The 20,628-nt window shown below is 33.9% G+C and carries 28 protein-coding genes; 13 read left to right on the top strand and 15 right to left on the bottom strand.

Annotation, left to right across the window (positions count from 1 at the left end):
• Positions 1-100: 100 nt before the first annotated feature.
• Genes ACLGLP_RS00940 through hemL form a run of 5 tightly spaced genes read left to right on the top strand, consistent with a single transcriptional unit; the run spans position 101 to position 4,695 of the window.
• A complete protein-coding gene (locus ACLGLP_RS00940; RefSeq protein ID WP_492113073.1) occupies positions 101-1,363 on the top strand; it encodes a DUF1015 family protein in 1,263 nt (420 codons plus the stop codon).
• Entirely contained in the window at positions 1,356-1,877 is a 522-nt protein-coding gene (locus tag ACLGLP_RS00945) for a hypothetical protein (RefSeq protein WP_492113074.1), read from the top strand. The genes ACLGLP_RS00940 and ACLGLP_RS00945 overlap by 8 nt, the downstream gene beginning before the upstream one ends.
• Positions 1,878-1,880: 3 nt before the next feature.
• The gene (locus ACLGLP_RS00950; protein WP_492113075.1) at positions 1,881-2,852 is read left to right on the top strand and encodes a GDP-mannose 4,6-dehydratase; all 972 of its coding nucleotides are present in this window, start codon (positions 1,881-1,883) and stop codon (positions 2,850-2,852) included.
• Positions 2,852-3,415 (top strand): class II aldolase/adducin family protein, encoded by a 564-nt coding sequence (locus tag ACLGLP_RS00955; protein ID WP_492113076.1) that lies wholly within the window; start codon positions 2,852-2,854, stop codon positions 3,413-3,415. Before ACLGLP_RS00950 ends, ACLGLP_RS00955 begins: the two co-directional genes overlap by 1 nt.
• Positions 3,412-4,695, top strand: coding sequence for a glutamate-1-semialdehyde 2,1-aminomutase (gene hemL / locus ACLGLP_RS00960; protein ID WP_492113077.1), 1,284 nt, complete (start codon positions 3,412-3,414; stop codon positions 4,693-4,695). The genes ACLGLP_RS00955 and hemL overlap by 4 nt, the downstream gene beginning before the upstream one ends.
• 35 nt (positions 4,696-4,730) lie before the next feature.
• On the opposite strand, the gene ilvC is transcribed toward hemL, so the two are convergent.
• Complete coding sequence (gene ilvC, locus ACLGLP_RS00965; RefSeq protein WP_492113078.1) at positions 4,731-5,729, bottom strand: ketol-acid reductoisomerase; 999 nt, start codon at positions 5,727-5,729, stop codon at positions 4,731-4,733.
• Positions 5,730-5,945: 216 nt separating this feature from the next.
• On the opposite strand from ilvC, the gene ACLGLP_RS00970 reads away from it, so the two are divergent.
• Positions 5,946-6,491, top strand: a complete 546-nt coding sequence (locus ACLGLP_RS00970; RefSeq protein ID WP_492113079.1) for a phosphatase PAP2 family protein — start codon at positions 5,946-5,948, stop codon at positions 6,489-6,491.
• On the opposite strand, the gene ACLGLP_RS00975 is transcribed toward ACLGLP_RS00970, so the two are convergent.
• The 9 genes from ACLGLP_RS00975 to ACLGLP_RS01015 all read right to left on the bottom strand — a co-directional run bounded on the left by ACLGLP_RS00975 (position 6,407) and on the right by ACLGLP_RS01015 (position 12,142).
• Entirely contained in the window at positions 6,407-7,378 is a 972-nt protein-coding gene (locus ACLGLP_RS00975) for a hypothetical protein (protein ID WP_492113080.1), read from the bottom strand. The two genes, ACLGLP_RS00970 and ACLGLP_RS00975, sit on opposite strands and share 85 nt — an antisense overlap.
• Before the next feature lie 6 nt (positions 7,379-7,384).
• Positions 7,385-7,834 carry a D-aminoacyl-tRNA deacylase gene (gene dtd, locus ACLGLP_RS00980; protein ID WP_492113081.1) on the bottom strand — a complete coding sequence of 150 codons (450 nt, stop codon included), beginning with the start codon at positions 7,832-7,834 and terminating at the stop codon, positions 7,385-7,387.
• Positions 7,831-8,397, bottom strand: a complete 567-nt coding sequence (locus ACLGLP_RS00985) for a 2-oxoacid:ferredoxin oxidoreductase subunit gamma family protein (protein WP_492113082.1) — start codon at positions 8,395-8,397, stop codon at positions 7,831-7,833. Before ACLGLP_RS00985 ends, dtd begins: the two co-directional genes overlap by 4 nt.
• Positions 8,394-9,158 carry a thiamine pyrophosphate-dependent enzyme gene (locus ACLGLP_RS00990; RefSeq protein WP_492113083.1) on the bottom strand — a complete coding sequence of 255 codons (765 nt, stop codon included), beginning with the start codon at positions 9,156-9,158 and terminating at the stop codon, positions 8,394-8,396. Before ACLGLP_RS00990 ends, ACLGLP_RS00985 begins: the two co-directional genes overlap by 4 nt.
• A complete protein-coding gene (gene vorB / locus ACLGLP_RS00995; protein ID WP_492113084.1) occupies positions 9,125-10,207 on the bottom strand; it encodes a 3-methyl-2-oxobutanoate dehydrogenase subunit VorB in 1,083 nt (360 codons plus the stop codon). Before vorB ends, ACLGLP_RS00990 begins: the two co-directional genes overlap by 34 nt.
• Position 10,208: 1 nt before the next feature.
• Positions 10,209-10,412, bottom strand: coding sequence for a 4Fe-4S dicluster domain-containing protein (locus tag ACLGLP_RS01000; RefSeq protein WP_492113714.1), 204 nt, complete (start codon positions 10,410-10,412; stop codon positions 10,209-10,211).
• 11 nt (positions 10,413-10,423) lie between these two features.
• Positions 10,424-11,359, bottom strand: a complete 936-nt coding sequence (gene fabD / locus ACLGLP_RS01005; protein ID WP_492113085.1) for an ACP S-malonyltransferase — start codon at positions 11,357-11,359, stop codon at positions 10,424-10,426.
• Positions 11,356-11,790 (bottom strand): glycine cleavage system protein H, encoded by a 435-nt coding sequence (locus ACLGLP_RS01010; protein WP_492113086.1) that lies wholly within the window; start codon positions 11,788-11,790, stop codon positions 11,356-11,358. The genes fabD and ACLGLP_RS01010 overlap by 4 nt, the downstream gene beginning before the upstream one ends.
• Positions 11,791-11,851: 61 nt before the next feature.
• On the bottom strand, positions 11,852-12,142 hold the full coding sequence (locus ACLGLP_RS01015; RefSeq protein WP_492113087.1) for an EscU/YscU/HrcU family type III secretion system export apparatus switch protein: 291 nt from the start codon (positions 12,140-12,142) through the stop codon (positions 11,852-11,854).
• Positions 12,143-12,250: 108 nt separating this feature from the next.
• Between ACLGLP_RS01015 and fbp the strand changes: the two genes are divergently transcribed.
• From fbp to ACLGLP_RS01040, 5 genes are read left to right on the top strand one after another with little or no spacing between them, the layout of a single operon-like run.
• Positions 12,251-13,357, top strand: a complete 1,107-nt coding sequence (gene fbp, locus ACLGLP_RS01020) for a fructose-1,6-bisphosphate aldolase/phosphatase (protein ID WP_492113088.1) — start codon at positions 12,251-12,253, stop codon at positions 13,355-13,357.
• Entirely contained in the window at positions 13,354-14,085 is a 732-nt protein-coding gene (locus ACLGLP_RS01025; protein WP_492113089.1) for a YkgJ family cysteine cluster protein, read from the top strand. The genes fbp and ACLGLP_RS01025 overlap by 4 nt, the downstream gene beginning before the upstream one ends.
• 12 nt (positions 14,086-14,097) lie before the next feature.
• Entirely contained in the window at positions 14,098-14,496 is a 399-nt protein-coding gene (locus tag ACLGLP_RS01030; RefSeq protein WP_492113090.1) for an ExbD/TolR family protein, read from the top strand.
• 4 nt (positions 14,497-14,500) lie between these two features.
• Entirely contained in the window at positions 14,501-15,238 is a 738-nt protein-coding gene (locus tag ACLGLP_RS01035) for a TonB C-terminal domain-containing protein (protein WP_492113091.1), read from the top strand.
• Positions 15,239-15,255: 17 nt separating this feature from the next.
• Positions 15,256-16,455 (top strand): pyridoxal phosphate-dependent aminotransferase, encoded by a 1,200-nt coding sequence (locus ACLGLP_RS01040; RefSeq protein ID WP_492113092.1) that lies wholly within the window; start codon positions 15,256-15,258, stop codon positions 16,453-16,455.
• Positions 16,456-16,457: 2 nt separating this feature from the next.
• Here ACLGLP_RS01040 and ACLGLP_RS01045 read toward each other — a convergent pair whose 3' ends face one another.
• Together ACLGLP_RS01045 and ACLGLP_RS01050 are read right to left on the bottom strand one after the other, a co-directional pair.
• Complete coding sequence (locus ACLGLP_RS01045) at positions 16,458-16,874, bottom strand: YMGG-like glycine zipper-containing protein (RefSeq protein ID WP_492113093.1); 417 nt, start codon at positions 16,872-16,874, stop codon at positions 16,458-16,460.
• Positions 16,875-17,068: 194 nt separating this feature from the next.
• Entirely contained in the window at positions 17,069-17,374 is a 306-nt protein-coding gene (locus tag ACLGLP_RS01050) for a hypothetical protein (protein ID WP_492113094.1), read from the bottom strand.
• Between the two features lie 364 nt (positions 17,375-17,738).
• Between ACLGLP_RS01050 and ACLGLP_RS01055 the strand changes: the two genes are divergently transcribed.
• Both ACLGLP_RS01055 and ACLGLP_RS01060 read left to right on the top strand, forming a co-directional pair.
• On the top strand, positions 17,739-17,921 hold the full coding sequence (locus ACLGLP_RS01055) for a transposase (protein WP_492113095.1): 183 nt from the start codon (positions 17,739-17,741) through the stop codon (positions 17,919-17,921).
• Between the two features lie 244 nt (positions 17,922-18,165).
• Positions 18,166-18,441: an IS3 family transposase gene (locus ACLGLP_RS01060; RefSeq protein ID WP_492113715.1), complete on the top strand. Its 276-nt coding sequence runs from the start codon at positions 18,166-18,168 to the stop codon at positions 18,439-18,441.
• A 159-nt stretch (positions 18,442-18,600) separates the two neighbouring features.
• Here the strand turns inward: ACLGLP_RS01060 and ACLGLP_RS01065 are convergent, their stop codons facing one another.
• The 3 genes from ACLGLP_RS01065 to ACLGLP_RS01075 are packed head-to-tail and all read right to left on the bottom strand — an operon-like array spanning position 18,601 to position 20,496.
• Entirely contained in the window at positions 18,601-19,611 is a 1,011-nt protein-coding gene (locus ACLGLP_RS01065) for an ISNCY family transposase (RefSeq protein WP_492113096.1), read from the bottom strand.
• A 36-nt stretch (positions 19,612-19,647) separates the two neighbouring features.
• Positions 19,648-19,887 (bottom strand): transposase, encoded by a 240-nt coding sequence (locus ACLGLP_RS01070; RefSeq protein ID WP_492113097.1) that lies wholly within the window; start codon positions 19,885-19,887, stop codon positions 19,648-19,650.
• A 12-nt stretch (positions 19,888-19,899) separates the two neighbouring features.
• Positions 19,900-20,496, bottom strand: coding sequence for an IS110 family transposase (locus ACLGLP_RS01075; RefSeq protein ID WP_492113098.1), 597 nt, complete (start codon positions 20,494-20,496; stop codon positions 19,900-19,902).
• Between the last annotated feature and the right edge of the window lie 132 nt (positions 20,497-20,628).

The raw sequence follows: 20,628 nt of genomic DNA on the forward strand, positions 1-20,628 counted from the left end.
AAGGGAGACCCTTCGGTCTCCCTTTTTTAACTTTTTAAATTTTTCTTGAGAATTTAAATTTTTTTGGTATCTTTATGGAAAATTTTATAAAGATGATTTTATGCCTGAATGTTTACCTTTTTGTGCCTGGAGATATAATCCAGAAAAAGTCAAAATAGAAGAAGTAGTAGCCCCTCCATATGATATTGTTTCAGAAGAGGAAGTAAAATATTTTAAAGCTAAAAGCCCATATAATATTTTTCATTTAGAACTTCCAGAAAACTATAAAAAAGCTAAAGAACTTTTAAAAAATTGGATATATTCTCAAATTCTCATTAAAAATAAAACCCCTGGAATTTATTTTTACGAACTTGAATTTACTTATCAAGAAAAGACCTTCTTAAGAAGGGGTTTTATACTTCTTGTAAGACTTTGTCCTTTTGAGGAGGGTAAAATTTTACCCCATGAAAGAACCTATCCTAAAGTTACTGAAGATAGATTTGAATTATTAAAAATTACTCAATTTCAGTTTAGTCAAATTTTTGCCTTATACGAAGACCCCTTTTTTGAAACTTTTAAAGAGGTAAATACGAATAAAGAACTTTTATATACAATAGATTTTAATAACGAAACACATAGACTTTATAAAATAAGCAAAAAAGAAATTATAAAGAATATTTTAAACTTTCTAAGAAATAAAACCTTTTACATTGCTGATGGACACCATCGCTACACTACAGCTCTTAAGTTTAAAGAATATATGGAAAACATCTATGGAAAAGATCCTCAAAAAGACTACAATTTCGTAGCTATGTATATCTCTCCTTTAGAAGATGAAAATCTACTTATGCTTCCGACATATAGAAGCTATTATTTTGATGATCCAGAAGAGGTAATTAAAAAAATCTTGGATTTTGCAGAGGAAAAATTGAGTTTTAAAATAGAAAAAGACTTAAACTTTAACCATCTTTTTGAAAATTCTCAAAAAGAATGGGCAATTGTTCTTGGTAACCAAATAAAGGTATTTCGTTTAAAAGATGAAGTATTTGAAAATTTGAAAAAAAGGAATTCTTTATTTTCTGAAATACCTTTATATAACTTTTTACAAATTCTGGAAGATGTATTAAAAATTAGGGAAGAAGAATTAAAGGGAAAGGATAAAGTAAAGTTTATCTCAGAGCCAAAAAAATTAATAGAGGAAACCCAAAAAGGGGCAATGGGAGTTATTTTTCCCCTTATTTCTACGGAAATTTTAAAAAAAGTTTCTCAAGCTAAAAAACTTATGCCCCATAAGTGCACTTACTTTTATCCAAAAATTTTAACAGGTTTGGTATTAAACGAATTAAGCGGAAAAGATTTGGATACGAGTTTTTATAATGACTAATGAAAGCATCCAGTATTTTAAAAACTTAGAAAAGCTTTATAAAGATTTTTTTAGAGAAAAACTGAAAAAAGACACCTTTATAAAAGAAAAGCTTAAAACTCTTTTAAAGGCAATAGAAAAAACCAGAGAAATTTTTACAAACACAGGTTCTTTTGAATTTTGTGCTAATTGTGCTAAATCTGGAGAAAAATGTTGTCAAGCCGGTTTAGAGTGGAAACTTAGTAAAGCTGAATTTTTTATAAATCTCTTACTTGCTGAGGAAAAAAAGACAAATATAGAATTTAATTTAGAAAGAGCTGAGGATTGTCTCTTTTTGGGAAAAAACGGCTGTACTCTTATACTTACTCCTCTTTTTTGTAGAAATTTCTTTTGTGATAAACTTTCCTCATTTCTTGGTCATCAAAAGCTTATTCAAATACAACAAACTATGGAAGATGAAGCAAGGGAAAGTTTTGAGCTTTCAGATTACATAAGTAAAAAATACTTAATACCCTATTCAAATATGGTGAGGTAAAAAATGGAATATTATCTTGTTACAGGTGTTGCAGGGTTTATAGGATGGAAGGTTGCTGAATTTTTGTTAAAAGATGGTAAAGCTGTTTTAGGAGTTGATAATTTAAATGATGCCTATGATGTAAGACTTAAAGATTGGAGACTCAAACAACTTAAAAATTTTGAAAATTTTAAGTTTTATCAGATTGACTTAGCCGACTTTAAAAAGACAGAAACACTTTTCAAAAACCATTCAATCTTAGCTATAATTCATCTTGCAGCAAGAGCTGGAGTTAGAGCGAGTTTAGAAAATCCCTGGGTTTACGTAGATTCCAATATTACAGCAACCCTTAATCTTCTTGAACTTATGAAAAATTTTAACATTAAAAAAATGGTTCTTGCTTCAACTTCTTCTGTATATGCTGGTCAAAGACCTCCTTTTCACGAGGATTTAAAGGTAGATACCCCTCTTTCTCCTTATGCTGCAACTAAAAGAGGAGCTGAACTTTTATCTTATACTTATTATCATCTTTACGGACTTGATATTTCTGTTGTCAGATATTTTACGGTCTACGGTCCGGCTGGAAGACCTGATATGAGCATTTTTAGATTTATAAAGTGGATCTACGAAGATTCTCCCATAAAAATTTACGGAGACGGAACTCAAGCAAGAGACTTTACTTATATTGATGACATTGCTAAAGGAACTATTCTTGCCCTAAAGCCTCTTGGCTACGAAATTATTAATTTGGGTGGAGGAAAGAATCCCATTTCTATAAATCAGATAATTGAAATTTTAGAAAAACTCATAGGAAAAAAGGCAAAAAGGGAATATTTAAATTTTCACAAGGCGGATGTAAAGGTTACCTGGGCTGAAATTAAAAAGGCAAAAGAACTCCTTGGCTGGGAGCCAGAAATTGACATAGAAGAAGGTTTAAAAAGAACCGTTAATTGGACTTTAGAAAATTTGGATCTTGTAAAAAATATTAAAGTATAATGAAAAATAAAGAAAAGCTCTGTTTTTTTGCCAAGTATCTTTCTGAAAAAGGCTTAATTTCTGGTTCGGAAGGCAATCTTTCTATTAGAGAAAAAGATGGATTCTGGATTACTCCTTCTGGAAAAATAAAAGAACTTTTAAATCCAAATGATTTATGTTTTATAAATTGGAAGGGAGACTTTATTATCGGCAAGCCTTCTTCAGAATGGGGAATGCATTATAAGATATATCTTAAGAATTCTTTAGCTAAAGCAATCGTGCATACCCATCCTCCTTTTGTTCTTACCCTTAATTTTCTTGGCTTTGATTTTAAGTCTTTTTCTCATTTTGAGGGTGAATTTTTTTTAAGGAATTTAAAAGTAGTTCCTTATTTCAAACCTGGATCAGTTGAGCTTTGGGAAAAAGTTTCTGAATCTGCAGTAAATTCCAAAATTGTAATTCTGAGTAAACACGGGATTTTAACCTGGGGAGAAAGTTTAGAAGAAGCTGTCAATCTTACTTTAATTCTTGAAAAGTTGTGTAAAATAGAATATTTAAAATTAAAGTGGGAGGGAAACCTATGAGAATAAGATCAAAGCTTTTTTACGAGAGGGCTTTAAATGCTATACCAGGTGGGGTGAATAGTCCAGTAAGAGCATGTAAAGCCGTAAAATCTGAACCTGTTTTTTTTGAAAGAGGAGAAGGGGCTTACCTTATAGATGTAGATGGAAATAAATACATTGATTATGTTTGTTCTTGGGGACCTCTTATTCTTGGACATGCCCATCCAGAGGTTATAGCAAGTATATATTTTGCTTCAAAAAGAGGCACAAGTTTTGGTGCACCAACTTGGCAAGAAGTGGAATTGGCTGAACTTATCAAAAGCTGCATACCTTCCATAGAAAAGATCCGTTTGGTTAATTCTGGAACAGAAGCTACTATGAGTGCTATAAGACTTGCCAGAGCTTATACCAAAAGAAAAAAAATTATCAAATTTGAGGGCTGTTATCATGGACATGTAGATTCCTTGCTGGTTAAAGCTGGATCAGGACTTGCTACTTTTGGAATTCCTGCAAGTCCAGGAATTCCAGAAGAACTAACAGCTCACACCCTTAATCTTCCTTTTAATAATTTTGAAGAAGTAAAAAAAGCTTTTGAAAAATACGGAGAAGAAATTGCAGCAGTAATAGTTGAACCAATTGCAGGAAATATGGGAGTAGTTTTGCCAAAAGAAGGTTTTCTTGAATTTTTGAGAGAAATAACAAATAAATACGGAACACTTCTTATTTTTGACGAAGTAATAACTGGTTTCAGAATAGGACTTTCTGGTGCACAGGGTAAATACGGAATAACTCCTGATTTAACCTGTCTTGGAAAAATTATAGGAGGAGGACTTCCTGTAGGAGCCTATGGAGGAAAGAGAGAAATTATGGATTTAATATCTCCAGAAGGACCTGTTTATCAAGCAGGAACCCTTTCCGGTAATCCTATTGCTGTTTCAGCAGGTCTTGCAACCTTAAAAGAATTAATGAAACCCGGAACTTACGAAAAATTGGAAAATATCTCTCAAAAGCTTGAAGAAGGAATAAAAGATGTGCTAAAAAAACTTGGTCTTTCTTATAAGGTTAATAGAGCAGGTTCTATGCTAACCCTTTTCTTTACAGATAAAGAAGTAGTAGATTTTGAAAGTGCCTTAACCTCTGATGTGGAAAAATTTGCTCTCTTCTGGCAAAAAATGCTTGAAAAGGGTGTTTATCTTCCTCCATCTCAATTTGAAGCCTGGTTTGTTTCTCTTGCTCACGGAGAAAAAGAGATTGAATTTACTGTTGAAAAAATTTACGAAGCTTTAAGAGAAATACACTAAACAAAAAGGGGCTTCAGAAGCCTTTTTTTTATTTTTTATTTTTCTGGCTTTTTAATCCAGGGCATTAAAGCTCTTAATTTTTCTCCTATCTTTTCTATAAGATGTTCTGCTTCTTTTTTTCTTAAGGCATTAAGAACGGGTCTTCCAGCCTGGTTTTCTAAGATCCATTCTCTTGCAAATTCTCCGCTTTGTATTTCTTTAAGAATTTTTTTCATTTCAGCTCTTACCTGGTCATTTATTATTCTTGGACCTCTTGTTAGATCCCCATATTCAGCAGTATCGCTTATGGAGTATCTCATAAAAGAAAGTCCGCCTTCATAGATTAAATCAACGATCAGTTTCAATTCGTGAAGACATTCAAAATAGGCTACTTCTGGCTGATAACCAGCTTCTACAAGGGTTTCAAAGGCAGCTTTTATAAGTGCTGAGACTCCTCCGCAAAGAACGACCTGTTCTCCGAAAAGGTCTGTTTCTGTTTCTTCTTTAAAGGTGGTCTCAATAACTCCTGCCCTTGTTCCACCAATTCCTTTAGCATAAGCAAGGGCTTTTTGAAAGGCTGTGCCTGTTGCATCCTGATAAACAGCTACTAAACAGGGGACTCCTGCCCCTTTTTCAAACTCCCTTCTTACTAAATGCCCAGGACCTTTTGGAGCAACCATAGCAACATCAACATCCTTTGGAGGAACGATTTGATTGTAATGTATATTAAAACCGTGAGCAAAAAGAAGCATTTTTCCAGGCTTTAAAGCTGGTGCAATTTCATTTTTATAAACCTCTGGCTGAGTTTGATCAGGAAGAAGAATCATTATAAGATCTGCCTTTTCACATGCCTCACGAACAGACAAAGGTTCAAAACCATGTTCCCTTGCCTTCTCATAACTTCTACCACCTGCTCTTAATCCAACTATTACATTTAAGCCAGAATCTCTTAAATTCAAAGCATGAGCATGCCCCTGACTTCCATAACCCAAAACTGCAATCACCTTATCCTTTAAAATCGAAAGATCAGCATCTTCATCTTTATAAATCTTCATATTACACCTCCTACTATACCTTAATTTAACTAATTTCTTGAATTATAGCATTTTATTCAAAACCTTTCAACCTTTAAAATTGCTTTACAAAAAGTTTTTTGGTGTTATATTTGTTCAGTCATGAAAAAATTGGCAAAGTATTTTCTTAAATACAAAAGTTGGATTTTCTTTTTTCTAATTCTTTTAGTATTTTTCCTTTACTTAGATAAAAAAACTATGCTTTTTATCGAAAATCTTAAACTGAATCACTCTTTAGAATACGGATATTTAAAATACTTGAGTAAGTTTGTAGAATTGTTCTATAAAATCTTTGTAGCTTTTTTTGTTATTTTAGGAGTTTACAAATCCTTTTCTAAAGCTGAAAGAGAGAAAGGAATAAAGATATTAGTTATAACGGCGGCTGTTGGCATTCTGTCTCGAATAAAATATTTAATAGGCAGGGCAAGACCTAAAATAACTTTTGAAACTGTTTTTAACGGGCCATCAACAAAATATGCCTATGCTTCTTTTCCTTCGGGTCATACTTTTTTTATCTTTGCCTCTGCTAAGGCTTTATCTCACCTCTATCCTAAGTATAAGTTTTTGTTTTATATTTTTGCATTTATTGTTGCATTAGAAAGATTATTAACTTTTGCGCATTTTCCTTCGGATATAATAGCTGGAGCCTTTCTGGGACTTTATGTAAGTGATTTTATCTTTAAAAAGTCTTCTACTATTTTTAGAGCTGATTCAGGATTTTTTATAAAAAAGATTTTTTTGTAAAGTTTTTCGCAATCTTCAAAAGAAAGTTTATTTACCATTTCTATAGCTTTAAGTTCCCTTTTAACATGAGGAAAGGGTTCCTCTTCAGAAGGAAAGAGTTCTTCCTTAGGTATAATTTTTATGTAGATTAAAGACCTTGCAGCAAGTAAATTTTCTACTTCTTCCTTCTCTTTTCTTTTTAAAATATATCTTAAAGTCAAAATTTCTCCTGGAGGAAAAACCCAGGCTTTACCAGTAAGAGGCTTTAAATAGTCTTCCAAAAGAAATTTATGGCGAATTTCCCAGTTTTTTCCAAGATAAAGATGTAAAAGCTTTTTAAAGTATATATGTATGGTTCCTGCTTCTATGTAAACTTTTCCTCTTTCTGGCAATATTTTTAAAATAGCAGTAGCTCTAAGTTTGTCTCTTAAGCGGAATCTTTCTGCATCAGCTTTTGAAAATGTTTTTACTGCCTCAACAATTTTAGAAAAGTTCTCTCCAAGGGAGGTTTCATAATATTCAAGTAATCTTCCTATAGCTTCATGTTCTACTTCATAAATTTTCCTTATTTCTTGATCTTTTAGAAGTTCTTCTAAATCTTCATTTTCGGCAAGCTTTTTCTGAATTAAGATCACCTTTTCAAGATAAGGTTCTATTTGAAAAATCTTTTTTCCCTCTTGATAAAGTCTTTTTAAAATTAAGGAAGCTTTTTTGATAAAATTGGGAAACCAAAAATCGTTATTTTCGAGATATTCATCTAAAGAAATTTTATCCTTGAGAAAGGAAAAGAACATTTCATTATAGGGTTCTTCAAGAACAATGTAGTCGTGTTCTTTCATAAGTTTTTCAGCGAAAGGAAGGGTTTCAATTCTGTGAGGAGAAAAACCAATGGTAATTAATTTTTCCATAAAAGTTTAAGGGTTGCGAGGATATTCTAAATAAAGCGTAACCGGACCATCATTAATAAGTTTTACTTCCATATAGGCTCCAAAAACCCCTTCTTTTACGACGACACCTTTTTCCCTTATTTTATTAGAAAGATTTTTTAGGAGCTCTTTAGCAGTTTCTGGAAATTCTGCTAAATGAAAAGTTGGTCTCGTTCCTTTTTTGAGAAAACCACAAACAGTAAAATTTGAAACAATAAGTATTTCCCCTCCAACATCTTTTACACTGAGGTTAAATTTTCCTTCTTTATCACTGAAAATTCTCAAATTTACTAGTTTTTCAGCTACCCATTCGAGAACCTTTTCATTATCTCCTTTTTCAGCACAGACAAAAACAAGAAGTCCTTGATTAATTTCTGAAATTATTTGAGAATTAACCATTACAGAGGCTTTTTTAACTCTTTGAATAACGAGCTTCATTTGTAATTATTTTTAATATATTCTGCTCCAAGTTCAAAGGCTTTTAAGTTGGGTTCAAAAAGATGAATTTTGCCCTCTCCAAGCATTTCTTTTAAAGCTATTTTAAAGCAGTTTTTTTTGAAAATTTTGGTTATTTGATAAAAAGCTCCTACAGCACAGAGATTAGAAAGAAGCGGTGTATTAAGGCTTTCAGCTAAGGATGTTACAGGCACAAAATAAAGTTGATATTTTTTCTTTAATTCCTCTAAATTTTTAATCTCTTTGGGATTAATGAGATCTGAATTAATAATAGCTGAACCGCTATTTTTAAGTTTTGGGATAAATTTCACAAAGGAAGGATAATTCATGATTATTAAAAACGAAGGATTTAAAACTAAAGGAGAGGCAATTTCACTTTTGGAAATAATAACAGTGCAATTGCAGGTCCCCCCTCTCATTTCAGGTCCATAGGTGGGTAAATAAGTGACATTATAACCTTCTTTCATAGCAGAAAGTGCAATGAGATTTCCAGCAAACAGAACCCCCTGTCCCCCAAATCCAGATATTATTAAATCTATTCTCAAGACTTTTCCTCCTCTTTTGATAATTCTTTAACTTTATCTTTAAAAGTCCCAAGAGGGAAAAACTCAGTTAATTTATCCACAGCTTTGTTTGCACTTACTGGATCAAGTTTCCAGTTAACAGGACAGCTTGAAAGAACTTCTATGTATCCAAATCCTAAATTATAAATCTGTGCAAGGAAGGCTTTTTTAAGTGCTTTTTTTGTCTCAAGAACCCTTCTTGGAGTATTTACTGCAAACCTTCCTGAAAAGGCAACTCCTTCAAGTTCTGCAAAGATTTCTGCAATTTTGGGAGGATAACCGTAAGTACTTGGGTCTCTCCCTTCTGGGGTAGTTGTGGTTTTTTGTCCAGGAAGGGTGGTTGGAGAAAGTTGTCCTCCTGTCATACCATAAACTGTGTTATTTATCATTATAGCAGTTATTTTCTCACCTCTTAAAGCTGAGTGAAAACTTTCATTAAATCCTATAGCAGCAAAATCTCCATCCCCCTGATAAGTAAAAACAATTAGCTCAGGTTTTGCCCTTTTTATTCCTGTTGCTACAGCACAGGCTCTTCCATGGGGAGCTTCAAGAATATCCACATCTATGTAAAAGTATAAAAAGCAAGAACATCCAACAGAAGCAATTCCTATACTTTTTTCCTGTATTCCGAGTTCATCTATAACTTCACAAAGCAATCTATGAACTATACTGTGATGACAGCCTGGGCAGTAATGAAAAGGGGTTTTTTTTAAGCTTTTCGGGAATTTGAAGACTTCAGGCACCTTTTAATCTCCTTTTCTAATTCTTCTGGGAAGGGAATAACACTTGGTGGATAAGGTAAAGAAAAAACCGTAGCTTTTCCTTCAACAGCAAGTTTAACATCTTCCACCATTTGCCCACAATTAAGTTCTGCAACAATGAATTTTAAAGGCTTTTTTGCCTTTTTAATCAATTCTTTAATAGGTTTGGCAGGAAAAGGAAAAAGGGTAATCGGTCTAAAAAGCCCTACTTTATAACCTTTTTTTCTAAGATTAAAAACAGCTTCTTTTGCTATTCGTGCCATTGAACCGAAAGAAACAACAATTGCTTCATCAGTTTCGTTTGCCAAACTTTCAAAAATGACATCCTTTTCCATTTTTTTATACTTTTCTGCAAGTTTTAAATTCCTTTCTTTTAATTCCTGAGAGCTTAAAAATAAACTTCTTATCATTCTTGCTGGTCTTCCTTTTGCACCGGTAAGAGCCCAGTTTTCTTTTGGATATTCTTTTATTCTGAGTTTTTTAAGTATTAGAGGCTCTTTCATTTGACCTAAGATAGCATCTGAAAGAATCATTACAGGATTTCTATATTTTTCTGCAAATTCAAAGGCTTTTGCAGTAAGCTCATAAGCTTCTTGAGCATTGTAAGGAGCAAGAACCATAAAGTGAAAATCTCCATGACCAGAACCTTTTACAGCTTGAAAGTAATCTCCTTGTGAAGCCTCTATTCCACCAAGTCCTGGTCCTCCTCTCATTACATTTACCACAACTGCAGGTAATTCTAAGGCAGCTATGTAAGAAAAAGCTTCACACATGAGAGAAATCCCGGGACTTGAAGAACTTGTCATAGCCCTTGTCCCTGTAGCACAAGCCCCAAGGACCATATTAATAGCTGCAAGTTCACTCTCTGCCTGCAAAAATACCCCACCTCTCTTAGGAAGCTCTCTTGCCATAAGTTCTGGAATTTCGCTTTGAGGAGTAATAGGATAACCAAAATAACATTTACAACCAGCTTCTAAAGCTCCCAAGGCAATAGCCTCAACCCCTTTTGCTAATATCTTTTTTATCCCCATATCATTCCTCTTTTACAAAAACAACATCAGGACACATAAGATAACATATCCCACACAAATTACATTTTTCTGGGTTTTTTGCATAAACTACCCTATAACCTTGAGAATTCCTCTTTGTAGATAGGTCAAGAACCTTTTTCGGACAAAAGTAAACACAAAGACCGCAGGCTTTACACCTTTCTTCAAAAATTTTTATTTTAAAAATATTCGCCTCCTTTACAAATTCTTAAGAAAGTTTTCTAAGGTTGCAAAATTTTCTATATTATAGCATTGAAAGCTTTTTCCTTCTAAAATTTGAGAAATAAGACCAGAGAGAACCTTTTTAGGTCCCACTTCTACGAAAACATTAGCTCCATTCTTATACATATATTCCACACAATCAATCCAGCGCACAGAGGAGGTTATTTGTTTTTTCATAAGGTTTTTAATGGAATCTCCTGAAATTTCTTCTTTTCCTGTGACATTGCTTACAAAAGGAATTTGAGGATTTTTCCAGGAAAGAGAATCTAAAACTCGACCAAATTTAGTTTCTGCTTCTTTCATTAAAGGACTGTGAAATCCTGCACTCACTTTTAATTTTATAACCTTTTTAGCCCCTGCATTTTTTACTTTTTCTGCTATTTTTTCAATAGCTGGCAAACTTCCACTTATAACAAATTGTTTTGGAGAATTATAGTTAGAAATTACCACTGTATCTTCTGCCTCTTTTATAATTTTTTCAAGCTCATTTAAGGGAAAATCTATTATGGCATACATAGCAGAAGCACTTTTTTGACCCTCTTCTTCCATGAGCTTTCCTCTTTCTTTAACTGCAATTAAAACATCTTCTAAGGAAAGAACCTTAGCGGCATAGAGTGCACTGTACTCTCCCAAACTATGCCCAGCTACAAAGACAGGCTTTATGTTTCTTTTCTGAAGTTCAGATTTTAAAACCTCGTAACAGGAGATATTCACTATAGTGAGACAAACTTGAAGATTTACAGTCTTTGTTAGTTCTTCAAAAGGTCCTTCGAAACAGAGCTTTTTTAAAGGAATATTGGTTATTTTTTCTCCTTTTTCAAAAAAATCTCTTACAAAATCGAAACTGTCAAAAAATTCTTTTGCCATTCCTACATATTGTGAACCTTGCCCCGGAAAAACAATGGCTATCATTCTTCTTCTTCCTCTATAAGTTTTTCTTCTGGTATTTCTTCTATTTCTTCCAAAAATTTCATTTCGTAATCCTCAGGAGGAAGAAGCTCTTCAAGTTCTTCAGGATCAAAAAGCTCTACATCAACAAGCCAGCCATCATCATAAGGATCTTCATTTAAAATATCTACATCGTCTAATACCTTTTCATTTACTGATACAATTTTCCCAGAAACAGGCATAACAAGATCAAAAACTTCTTCAACTGTTTCAATACTTCCAAAAATCTCATCCTTTTCAAAGGTTTCCTCTTCCTCAGGTAAATCAATCCCTACAATTTCCCAGTTTTTTAAGCTAAAGTAATCTGTAAGTCCAATTCTTACTAACTTTTTTTTCTTTTTCTTTACCCAAAGGTGGTTTTCAGAATAGAGCCTATCTTCAGGCAATTTAAACATTTAAAGTCCTCCAAAAAAATATTTTAATGTTTTATAGCTACTTTTTTAAAAATGGCAAGAGTTAAGAGGAAAAATTTTTCAAAATTTTTTCCCTGAACTTTTGATTTAGATTATAAGCCCAAGCTAAAACGACAGCTACAGCTTTATATAGTTCCGGTGGAATTGGTTTATCAAGCTCTAATTTATAAAGCTCTTTTACTAATTTTGAATCCCTTTTTATAGGTATGTTGTGAGCTTTGGCTATCTTAAGAATAAGCTCAGCAAGATATCCTTTACCTTTAGCAACAACTTTGGGAGCCTCTTCCTTCGGATTGTATTTTAACGCAACTGCAAGTTTTTCTTTCTTTTCCATCTCTTTTTGGTTTACTTTTTTGTAAGAGTGTGCTATAATCTTAAAAAATTATTTTTATTTATAATAATAATTTTCGGCAAAAATTGAAAGTTGTGAAGGAGGTGTTTTATGAAACTTACACTGTCTGTTATAAAGGCAGATATAGGAGGTTTTGTAGGGCACTCTTCAGTTCATAAAGATGTTGTTGATAAAGTAAGAGAAGTAGCAGAAGATGGGAAAGATAAGGGAATTATTAGAGATGTGTCAGTTCTTGTATGTGGAGATGATATTGCTTTAGTAATGACCCATACTAAAGGGGTTGATTCTTCAGAGGTTCACGAGCTTGCTTGGAATGCATTTAAAGAGGGAACAGAGGTAGCTAAAAAACTTAAAATGTATGGAGCAGGGCAAGATCTTTTAGCAGATGCCTTTTCTGGCAATGTTAGAGGTATGGGGCCAGGGGTTGCTGAAATGGAGTTTGTAGAAAGAAAAAGCGAACCTGTGGTGGTATTTTTTGCTGATAAAACAGCTCCCAGTGCCTGGAATCTTCCTCTGTATGAAATATTTGCTGATCCCATGAATACAGCCGGACTTGTCATAGACCCTTCTATGCATGATGGCTTTATTTTTGATGTAATGGATGTTTACACAGGAATGGGAATTATGCTCAAAGCTCCTGAAGAACTTTATGATTTGCTTGTGTTTATTGGAGCAACAAGTAGATATGTAGTAAGAGCAGTTTACAGAAAATCAGATGGGGAAATTGCTGCCTGTGCTTCAACTCAGAGACTTTCTCTTATGGCAGGAAGATATGTAGGAAAAGATGACCCTGTTCTTATAATAAGAGCCCAAAGTGGATTTCCTGCAATAGGAGAGATTTTAGAACCCTTTGCTCGTCCTTGGTTGGTAGAGGGTTGGATGAGGGGTTCTCACACCGGACCTCTTATGCCTGTATCATTTAAAAATGCTAAACCTACAAGATTTGACGGACCTCCTCGTGTTATAGCTGCAGGTTATCAAATAACAGACGGATACCTTATTGGACCATCCGACCTTTTTGATGATCCAGCTTTTGACGAAGCTCGCAGACAATGTAATAATATGGCTGATATCTTAAGAAGACAGGGCATTTTTGAACCACACAGATTACCACCTGAGGAAATGGAATATACAACTCTTCCTAAGGTTTTGGAAAAATTAAAAGACAGATTTAAATTGGTAGAAACCAAAAAATGATTCAACCCTATGCTTTTGATCACAAAGAGTATGGCTTATTAGATGAAATCAAGTTTCACTGCTATAAAGGAATTGTTTGTTTTAATAGATGTTGTTACGATGTTAAACTCGTTCTTTCTCCTTACGAATTTTTAAGATTAAGAAAAGCTCTTAATCTTGGGGTAGAAGAATTTATTGAAAAATACGGCGAATTTTATCTTGGAGAAGTAACCCAACTTCCTATTATCTCTGTTAATATGGATCCTTTTTCTTTTGCCTGTCCTTTTTTAGATGAGAAAGAAGGATGTAAAGTTTACAAAGATAGACCTGCTTCTTGTCGTCTTTATCCTCTTGCCCGTTATCTTATTAAAAACGAAAAAGGAGAAAAGGAGGAGGTATTTAAAATAATAAGAGAAACGCACTGCAAAGGACATTACGAAAACCGCCCCATTAAAATAAAAGATTACTTAAAAGAACAAGAATTAGAACCTTATTTATATTTTAATGACCTCTGGGGAGAAATAGTAATAAAAAGACAAAAATTTGCTGATACTCCATTGTCTGAAGATTGTCTTGATACCATTTTTTTATTTGCTTATAATCTGCCAGAATTAAGAAAACTCATAGAGGAAGAAGATATAGAAGGATTTCCCAAAGAATTTTCCAAACTTTCAGATGAAGACCTTTTAGAGAAGGCACTTGTATACATAAGAGATAAAGTGTTGACAGAAGAAAATCTTTCTTGGTAATTTTTAAAAATTATGAAAATTGGAAGAGATTTACAGGGGGAAATTAACATTATTCCTCTGGTAGATATAGTTCTTGTTATCCTTATTATTTTTATGATTACTGCTCCTCTTTTAACTTCAGGGATTGAGGTCGAGCTTCCTAAAACTAAAGATACTCCTCTTTCGCAAAAAGAAGAGCAACCTTTAAGAATAACTATTACAAAAGAAGGAAAAATAAAGGTTTATGGAGAAGAAATGGGTCTTGAAAGCTTGGTTATGTGGATTTCTGAAGCAAAAAAGAATAATTTAATAAAAGAAGTTCAAATTGAAGCAGACAAAAATTGTCCTTATGGAATTGTAGCTAAAGTCCTTTCAGAACTTAAAAAAGCTGGTATTGAAGAATTGGGATTGCTAACTCAACCTGAAAGTTAGCTTTATGTTTTCTAAATACGATGTTTTTTCTTACTTTTTGTCAATTTTAATTAACTTTTTCTTTTTATTACTTTTCTTTTCTACCTTTAATTTTAAACTTTCTAAAGAAAAAGAAGTAAAGGTTAAACTTATTTCTCAAATGAATCTCCCTTCCCCTTCTATTTCGACAAAAAGTTCATTAGAAGCTGGAAATTTCAAAGAGGAAAAACCAGTAAGAGAAAGGGTTGTCCCTTTTAAAAAAGAAGAAATCAGTATCAGTAAAAGCAAAGTCTCTGAAGTTTCTGAAGATGTTCTTTTAAAAGAAAGGCTTTCTAAGATAAAAAGTAGAGTAACCTCAAAAGACTCTGAAAATGACTATAACCTTTCTCAAGAAGAATTGAAAAAGCTTGAAAGTAAAATGTTAGCTTTTCAAAAAGGTAAAAATTTGGGAGCTTCTTCAGGTGAAGCCCGGGGAAGAGAATCCTTAGGAACTGAGTATTTGCTGTTGATAAAAAGAAAACTTCAGAATAATTTTGAAGTCCCCATTTATTTAAGAAGCCAAAAAGACCTTTATGCAATCGTTAGTATAGAGTTGTCCTCTGATGGTAAAATTTTACAGTATCAATTTTTAAAAAAATCAGAAAGAGAAGAATTTAATAAAGCTGTAGAGAGGTGCTTAAAAATTTCTTCGCCCTTACCAGTAAATAGAAATGTTAAAATAATAGTTGAATTTAAAGCAGAGGGTGTAGGAAAAATAAAATGAAAATTGGAGGGAAATGGATGTTTAAATTAGCAGAAAGAGTAAAAAATATTAAACCTTCGGCTACCCTTGCAGTTGATAGCAAAGCTAAAGAACTTAAAGAAAAAGGAGTAGATGTTATAAATCTTTCTGCAGGAGAGCCAGATTTTGATACCCCAAGTTATATAAAAGAAGCTGCTAAAAATGCTCTTGAGGCTGGATTTACTAAATATGTAGCAACTCCGGGAATTTTAAGTTTAAGAAAAGCCATTTGTGAAAGACTTAAAATAGATTATGGTTTTAATTACACACCAGAGGAAGTGCTTGTAACCACTGGAGCAAAGCAGGCAATTTTTAACTTTCTCTTATCAACAGTAAATAAAGGAGACGAGGTTTTAATTTTATCCCCTTACTGGGTATCTTATCCTCCTATGGTTGAAATTGCTGAAGGAATTCCTAAAATAGTTCCTTCATCTATGGAGAAAAATTTTGAACCAGAGATTTCGGAAATAGAAAAAAACATTACTCCAAAAACTGTAGGGATAATACTAAACAGCCCTTCAAATCCTACAGGGCTTATTTATTCAGACGAATTTTTAAATGGAATTGCAGAACTTGTTAGAAAATACGATCTCTGGGTTTTAAGTGATGATATTTACGATAAATTGAGATTTGATTTTAAACCTCCGAGAAACATTTTATCTGTGGCTCCTGATTTAAGGGACAGAGTGGTTATGGTAAACGGAGTATCAAAAGCTTATGCCATGACTGGTTGGAGAATAGGATGGCTTATAGGTCCAAGGGAAATTATAAAAGTTTGTTCAAACATTCAAGGGCAGAGCACTTCCCATGCTACAAGCTTTGCTCAGAAAGGAGCAGAAGTTGCGCTCACATCTTCTCAGGAAGAAGTTGAAAAAATGTGTAAAATTTTTGCTGAAAGAGCAAAACTTTTATGTAAACTTTTAGAAGATATCCCTGAAATTGAGTTTATACCTCCTCAGGGAGCTTTTTATTTATTTGCTAAGGTTTCAGCCTATTTTGGTAAAAAAACCCCGGAAGAAAAAGAAATAAAAAATTCTATAGATTTCTCAGAATATCTTCTTGATTACGCAAGAGTTGCAGTAGTTCCTGGGGTTGCTTTTGGAAATGACGAATTTATAAGAATTTCTTTTGCAAATTCAGAAGAAAACTTAAAAAAGGCTGTTTCAAGTATTAAAGAAGCCTTAAAAAAGCTTAAATAAATTTAATTTGGACAAACAAGTTTTTTCTCTTCTTTAACAAGTTTTCCGTATTCGTAATATTGAACTGTCACCCACTCACAGCTACCTTCAGACTTTACAGGTTTTGCGTAAACCTTTTGAATTCCATCTTCACTAATATAGGTAACTGGTTTTTTAGTAGTGGCAGCTTCTTTTGCAGCTTTATCCATAATATATCCTGCTGTTCCTCCTATTAAAGCACCAGCAATTCCCCCAATTACAGCTCCTTTCCAGCGATTGTTTTTATCAATAAGAGCTCCAAGAGCTGCCCCTGCTACTGCCCCAATTGTTGCTCCTTCTTTTGTTTTTTCTCCTGTTTCCGGCACACACCCTGTAAAACAAGCAAAAGAAAAAAGAATTATCAAAATTATTCCAACTACCTTATTCATAAATCTTCTCATACCTTTCCTCCTACAATCTTAATTTCAACCTTATGAAATTTTATCTTAAAAATTTAAAAATCCAAGTTTTTTATCTGAAACGATAACTTTAAAAACTTACAAAAATTCTATTCTCTTGAGCTTCACGGCCTTAATTTCTTCCTCAAATTTTTCTATTTTAAAATATTAATTATTTAAAAAATTAATTAATCCAGTTACTTATTGACAGAAGGTTTTTTCACATTTTTGTTTTTATCCGTTGATTTTTTTAAAGTTTTTTTAGTTTTTTGTTCTTCTTTATGTGTTTCTATTCTTGTCTTATTTTCTGCCATAGACTTTACTTCTTTTCCAAAACCGGTTTTATTTCCGCTTTCTTTAAGAACTTTAGCTTCTTGACTTACCTGAGGTCCAATTCCTGCTCCCTTATAAGTTTTTTGACTCGTCCCCTTTTGAGCAAAACTTGTCGTTGCTGTAAAAACAAACACCAAACCTGCAACTGTAGCTAAAACTTTTCTAATCATCTCTCATCCCCCCTCCTCTTTTTATTTTTTATTTTTATATTTCAATTTTTATGCCCAAAATTATAAAAATTTATTCTGTTGTTTTTAAGATTTTACATAATGGTAGCTTTATTGTTTTCCTTAATTAGGAAAATTTTCCGTTTTCAGGAATAAAAAACAAACTGGCATTATTATTCTCTTGAACTCCTTTTAAAATCCCCTCAGTGAGCTGAAAGTGCCCTATATTTTCAGACACCTCTTGTCTGCACCTTGCCACTCACTTTATTTAAGATAATTTATTTTTTGGACTTGCCCCAATATATTGGACAGTATAATACAAATTTGGAAAAAAATTAAACTAATTTATTGCAGGAGGTTAATTGTTATGAGACAAACTAAATTTACTGTTGACCAAATTATCAAAATCCTTGCTGAGGCTGATCTTCCTAACTCCTCTGTCCAACAAGTTGCCAGAAAATATAATATCTCCCTAAATACCATCTACCGCTGGAGAGCTAAATATAAAGGTCTTTCTTCCTCCGAAGCTAAACGCCTTAAAGTCCTGTAAAGAAAATCTTAAACTCAAAAAACTACTTGCTGAAAAAGAACTACAAATTCAAATACTTACTGAAGCTTTAAAAAAAGCATCTAACAAAGGAGCAACTTATGTCCCTTGCTCAAAATCTAATCAAAGCAGGTATGTCTGTTAACTTCTACCTGCAAGCTTCTCTATATCCCTCGTTTCCTTCTACTTCTACTTAAAACACATTACCCGCAAAAACTCTAAACTCAACTCTAAACTTGCAATTTTAATTCAAAATCTTGCTTTCTCTTTCCCTTCCTTCGGATATCGTAGAATTACTGCGATCCTAAAACAAATGGGCTACAAAATAAACCACAAAAGAGTATACAGAATTTATAAAGAACTGAACCTCCAAAAATCTCCTCCCAAAGGCTATAAAAAGAAACAAAAAAGAGTTTCAGCTAAAAACATTCTCCCTTCTAAAGCAAATAAATTGTGGAGCCTGTTGTTGCAGAGCAAAAATGTCACCCTAATTGCAAGGGCAAAATGTCACCCTCTTTTTTAATTTTCCTTTTTATCCTAAATTTCTTCTTTTGACAAGTCTTCTCATTCTTTCCCAACTCTTCATAAGGAATTACCTCCCCACTCGGATGATAAATCCTATAACTTCCATCAAAAAACTCCCTCACCTCAATCTTCACCCCAGAAAGTCTCAAACTCATCTTCATAGGCTTAAGCTGTAATATCCTCCCATCAACCGAAATAGTAAAATCTTATTCACTTTCCTCTCCATCCCCCGACTCAAAATCTCTTTAAGATTTTCTGGAGCTCCCCTCCATCCCTTCTCCTTACCTACTGCCTCAACTCCAAATTTCTTATTATACCGAGAAAGAAAAATCTCATTAAAATATTTAGTAGCTCTGTCTGCATATTTTATCCCTTGTAATTCAAGCTCTTTTACTAAACGATCTTGCAAAGTCTGAAAAGCCCGTTCTATCCTACCTTTAGCCTCTCCCCTATGAGCATAAATAAGGCCTATACCTAATTCAGCCATGGCTAACTGAAAAGCAGTTGGATTCTTAGCAGATTGTTTAACATGAACACCTTCATGTCTTATGGTAATAAAAATTGAGTGACGGTCTAAATAAAATTTTTGAGGAAGTCCATATCTGGAAAAGACTTCATAGCAAAGCTGAAAATAAGCCTGAACACTTTCTCTGGGGACAAAAAGGCCATAAAGCATTTTTTCTGTGGCATCATCCAGAGCAAGAACCAAGGTACTTTCCTGATTGTTAAACCAGGGATGTAGAGAACCATCCAGGAACACGATTTGTCCTTCTTTTTCAGAACGAGGGCGTCGTTTTCTTCTTTTGTATTTAGTGCGGTTAGGTTTAATCAATCCAGCTTTAATAAGCCAAGATCTTACAGTTTTTCGGGAAAGATTTATGTTGTGTTCTTCTTTAAGAAAATCGGTGAAGTGGGAGAGATGAAGAACTTGGTTTTGGATTTTTTTTTGGGTAGAAATTAGGGGTGTGCGTCCACAATTTTTGTGTATGAGAGCCTTTGGACCTAATTCTTTGACTTTTTTCTTAAGGCGTTTAAGGTGTCTAAGTGAGAGGTTGAGGATTTGAGCAGTGGCTTTAGAGGGGATTAAGCCCTCTATAGATTGTTGAATGATGTGATAGCGCTGAGCGTATTTCATAAGCCATTCCTTCTTTTTGGATGAAATTCTCATAGGCCTTCCTCCTTAATAAGGACTTAGCCTATGAGTTTACCAGAGGGGTGACATTTTAGCTTTGCAATTAAGAGGTGATGTCACCTTACGACCATAGGCCCTACCTTGTTTTCCTATCCCTCCGTGCCCCTTCACCGATGTCCCACTCTCACATGGACTCGGACATATTCCAAGATAGCTTCCCACCTTCTTCGCACTATCAAACCCCTCAAATCCCCTCAATATGGACAAAATCATGCTTATCGCCCTGTTCCTTATCCCAGGGATACTCCTCAAAAGCTCATACTCCTAAGGATAGTTCTCCTTGCAAAGCCTCTCTATCTCTTTCTCTAACTCCCTTATCTGCCTCCTAATTAACATTATTACTTCCTCATAACGTCTTAAAATTTCCTCAGGGTTCTTCATAGGAACACGGCTTAAAGCCTCTCTCTGATTCTTAAGCATATTGAGCTGTTTCTGAAAATCCTCAAGCATGCTGAGTCTTGTCTCTATTTGCTTCTGTATTTCTGTCTTAGGCTTAAAAAGCCTGCCATCAAAAAACTGCCTCCCATACTCGGCTATCATCTGAGAATCAACCCTGTCAGTTTTAGCCCTGCTCATCTTCGCTTGTATAAATTTCTTTATGGAATAAGGATTCACTACCGCCACAGGGTAGCCCTTCTCATAGAGATACTCTGCCAGAGCAAGATGATACACCCCAGTGTGTTCCATCAGAATTAGCATCTTTTCTCTGTCCACACCCTTGGTGTGATGGAGGAGGTTCTTTTCAAACTCTTCAGGTTTTGAGGGCACGGTGAAGGTAAGCTTTTTGTCAGCAAAGAGCAGGGTTGTAGTAAAGGATTTTTTTGATACATCAACTCCTACATAGACCTCGTAATGATTCATTTTACACCTCCCAGATAGTTAGTATTGACAATTGAGGGCATTTCCTGTAACCTATCATCGTGGACAAAATGCAGGCTTAAAAGCCTAATGTTCCAGTCCAGGTTCAGGAAATGGAAGGACAGAGGGCAACAT

It is taken from the genome of Caldimicrobium sp. SLHALR3, from assembly GCF_058692735.1.

Coding starts and splice junctions, on each gene's coding strand:
- dtd (WP_492113081.1), bottom strand. CDS start 7,834: ATGAAGCTCGTTATTCAAAGAGTTAAAAAAGCCTCTGTAATGGTTAAT.
- ACLGLP_RS01030 (WP_492113090.1), top strand. CDS start 14,098: ATGAAAATTGGAAGAGATTTACAGGGGGAAATTAACATTATTCCTCTG.
- ACLGLP_RS01050 (WP_492113094.1), bottom strand. CDS start 17,374: ATGATTAGAAAAGTTTTAGCTACAGTTGCAGGTTTGGTGTTTGTTTTT.
- ACLGLP_RS01035 (WP_492113091.1), top strand. CDS start 14,501: ATGTTTTCTAAATACGATGTTTTTTCTTACTTTTTGTCAATTTTAATT.
- ACLGLP_RS00950 (WP_492113075.1), top strand. CDS start 1,881: ATGGAATATTATCTTGTTACAGGTGTTGCAGGGTTTATAGGATGGAAG.
- ACLGLP_RS00975 (WP_492113080.1), bottom strand. CDS start 7,378: ATGGAAAAATTAATTACCATTGGTTTTTCTCCTCACAGAATTGAAACC.
- fabD (WP_492113085.1), bottom strand. CDS start 11,359: ATGATAGCCATTGTTTTTCCGGGGCAAGGTTCACAATATGTAGGAATG.
- hemL (WP_492113077.1), top strand. CDS start 3,412: ATGAGAATAAGATCAAAGCTTTTTTACGAGAGGGCTTTAAATGCTATA.
- ACLGLP_RS01055 (WP_492113095.1), top strand. CDS start 17,739: ATGAGACAAACTAAATTTACTGTTGACCAAATTATCAAAATCCTTGCT.
- ACLGLP_RS01075 (WP_492113098.1), bottom strand. CDS start 20,496: ATGAATCATTACGAGGTCTATGTAGGAGTTGATGTATCAAAAAAATCC.
- ilvC (WP_492113078.1), bottom strand. CDS start 5,729: ATGAAGATTTATAAAGATGAAGATGCTGATCTTTCGATTTTAAAGGAT.
- ACLGLP_RS01015 (WP_492113087.1), bottom strand. CDS start 12,142: ATGGAAAAGAAAGAAAAACTTGCAGTTGCGTTAAAATACAATCCGAAG.
- ACLGLP_RS00970 (WP_492113079.1), top strand. CDS start 5,946: ATGCTTTTTATCGAAAATCTTAAACTGAATCACTCTTTAGAATACGGA.
- ACLGLP_RS00940 (WP_492113073.1), top strand. CDS start 101: ATGCCTGAATGTTTACCTTTTTGTGCCTGGAGATATAATCCAGAAAAA.
- ACLGLP_RS01040 (WP_492113092.1), top strand. CDS start 15,256: ATGTTTAAATTAGCAGAAAGAGTAAAAAATATTAAACCTTCGGCTACC.
- vorB (WP_492113084.1), bottom strand. CDS start 10,207: ATGGGGATAAAAAAGATATTAGCAAAAGGGGTTGAGGCTATTGCCTTG.
- ACLGLP_RS00945 (WP_492113074.1), top strand. CDS start 1,356: ATGACTAATGAAAGCATCCAGTATTTTAAAAACTTAGAAAAGCTTTAT.
- ACLGLP_RS01045 (WP_492113093.1), bottom strand. CDS start 16,874: ATGAGAAGATTTATGAATAAGGTAGTTGGAATAATTTTGATAATTCTT.
- ACLGLP_RS01065 (WP_492113096.1), bottom strand. CDS start 19,611: ATGAGAATTTCATCCAAAAAGAAGGAATGGCTTATGAAATACGCTCAG.
- ACLGLP_RS01010 (WP_492113086.1), bottom strand. CDS start 11,790: ATGTTTAAATTGCCTGAAGATAGGCTCTATTCTGAAAACCACCTTTGG.
- fbp (WP_492113088.1), top strand. CDS start 12,251: ATGAAACTTACACTGTCTGTTATAAAGGCAGATATAGGAGGTTTTGTA.
- ACLGLP_RS01025 (WP_492113089.1), top strand. CDS start 13,354: ATGATTCAACCCTATGCTTTTGATCACAAAGAGTATGGCTTATTAGAT.
- ACLGLP_RS00955 (WP_492113076.1), top strand. CDS start 2,852: ATGAAAAATAAAGAAAAGCTCTGTTTTTTTGCCAAGTATCTTTCTGAA.